The organism is Blautia sp. HCN-1074 (genome assembly GCF_037890165.1).
In the GTDB taxonomy this organism is placed as follows: domain Bacteria; phylum Bacillota; class Clostridia; order Lachnospirales; family Lachnospiraceae; genus Blautia_A.
Map to the genome: position 1 here is coordinate 1 of NZ_JBBKBP010000057.1, position 1,588 is coordinate 1,588.

Below are 1,588 nucleotides of genomic sequence, written 5' to 3' on the forward strand. Positions count from 1 at the left end.
TTTAGTACCATAAAAGTGTAGTTGTTAGAGAGTAATTAACTCTGACAGCTGCACTTATTTTATTATAATATAGGGGAGTAATTGGTCTGACGTAGCTCTATTTGGATCATTGCATCCGTCAAAAAAACCGTTAACCAACCCCTTATTATAAGCATTCGATTAAGCAGGTAGGGATTCGCTCCCGCGTAACTAACTAAACTGGATGGTAATAAGTGCGGCTGGAACAATTACTAATACAATTTAAGGAGATTAAAAAATGATAAGCGTAGGTGTAGATGTATCGAAAGGAAAAAGCACAGTCTGCATACTTAAACCTTACGGAGAAGTAGTGAGCAGTCCTTTTGAGATACATCATGTAGAAAAGGACATGGAAGATCTTGATAATTTACTGAGCAAGCTGGATGGAGAGGTAAGGATAGTGATGGAGGCCACTGGTATTTACCATCTGCCCGTAGTGACATTTCTTCATGACAAAGGATATTTCGTATCTATTGTTAATCCGTTCGCAATGAAAAAATATGCGAAAGACAACAGCATCAGGGGAGCAAAGACCGACAGACTTGATTCAATAATGATCGCAAACTACGGAATTGAGAAATGGTTTAAGTTGCAACGATATGAAGGCACTGAAGAAACCTATGCTGAACTCAAACTTTTGGGACGCCGTTATCGGTACTATATGGAGTTACATGTGAAAGCTTTACAGGAGCTGACACATGTTCTGGATTATGTGCTGCCGGGAATAAAGAAGATGTTTAACAGTTGGAATGAAGCTAATGGAAAAGATAAACTCAGCGACTTTGTAGAGAGATTCTGGCACTTTGATTTGATCACATCTATGAGTCTCGAAAAGTTCACTGAGGAATATATTGCTTGGGCAAGAGAAAAGAAATACCACAGAAGCAGATCTAAGGCTGAGGCAGTCTATGAATTAGCTTCAAGTGGTATTCCTACACTGTCTTCCAGCACCCCATCGACCAAAATGTTAGTACAGGAAGCAGTATCAGTATTGAGGGCTGTAGACAGCTCTCTGTCTCTTATTTTAACACGAATGCAAGAACTTGCGAAGTCCTTACCTGAATATTCGGTTGTCAGGGAAATGGGAGGAGTTGGTAATGTCCTTGCAGTGAAACTTATTGCGGAGATTGGAGATGTAAGAAAGCTGCACAATGCAAAAGCACTCATAGCATGGGCTGGGATTGATCCACCACCATATGAATCAGGACAGTTCATTGGTTCAAAACGCAGGATAACAAAGAGGGGCTCATCAACGCTCAGAAAAGTCGGATATGAAGTGATGAGAGTGCTGAAAAGTCACTCTGCTCCGAAAGATGATGCCGTATACAATTATATTTTGAAAAAGGAAAGTGAAGGTAAAAGTAAAAAGCATGCAAAAATTGCCGGATTGAATAAATTCCTGCGTATTTATTATGCAAGGGTGATGGAAGTTTACCAGTAAAGAAGACAAAAATCATCTGATGTAATTATACAGACTGGAAATAACGCCAGTCTTCTTGTTGTACACAAAAATAGATTAAGGAAATAATTAAAAAAACCTGCTTAAAAGTACTTGACTTTTGTTAGCAGG

General features: G+C 39.1%; 1 protein-coding gene. It reads left to right on the plus strand.

Annotated features, from left to right (window positions below; genetic code table 11):
* Nucleotides 1-256 precede the first annotated feature (256 nt).
* Complete coding sequence (locus tag WKT11_RS19715; protein ID WP_340285774.1) at nt 257-1,459, plus strand: IS110 family transposase; 1,203 nt, start codon at nt 257-259, stop codon at nt 1,457-1,459.
* The last annotated feature ends 129 nt before the right edge of the window (nt 1,460-1,588 follow it).

Coding starts and splice junctions, on each gene's coding strand:
- WKT11_RS19715 (WP_340285774.1), top strand. CDS start 257: ATGATAAGCGTAGGTGTAGATGTATCGAAAGGAAAAAGCACAGTCTGC.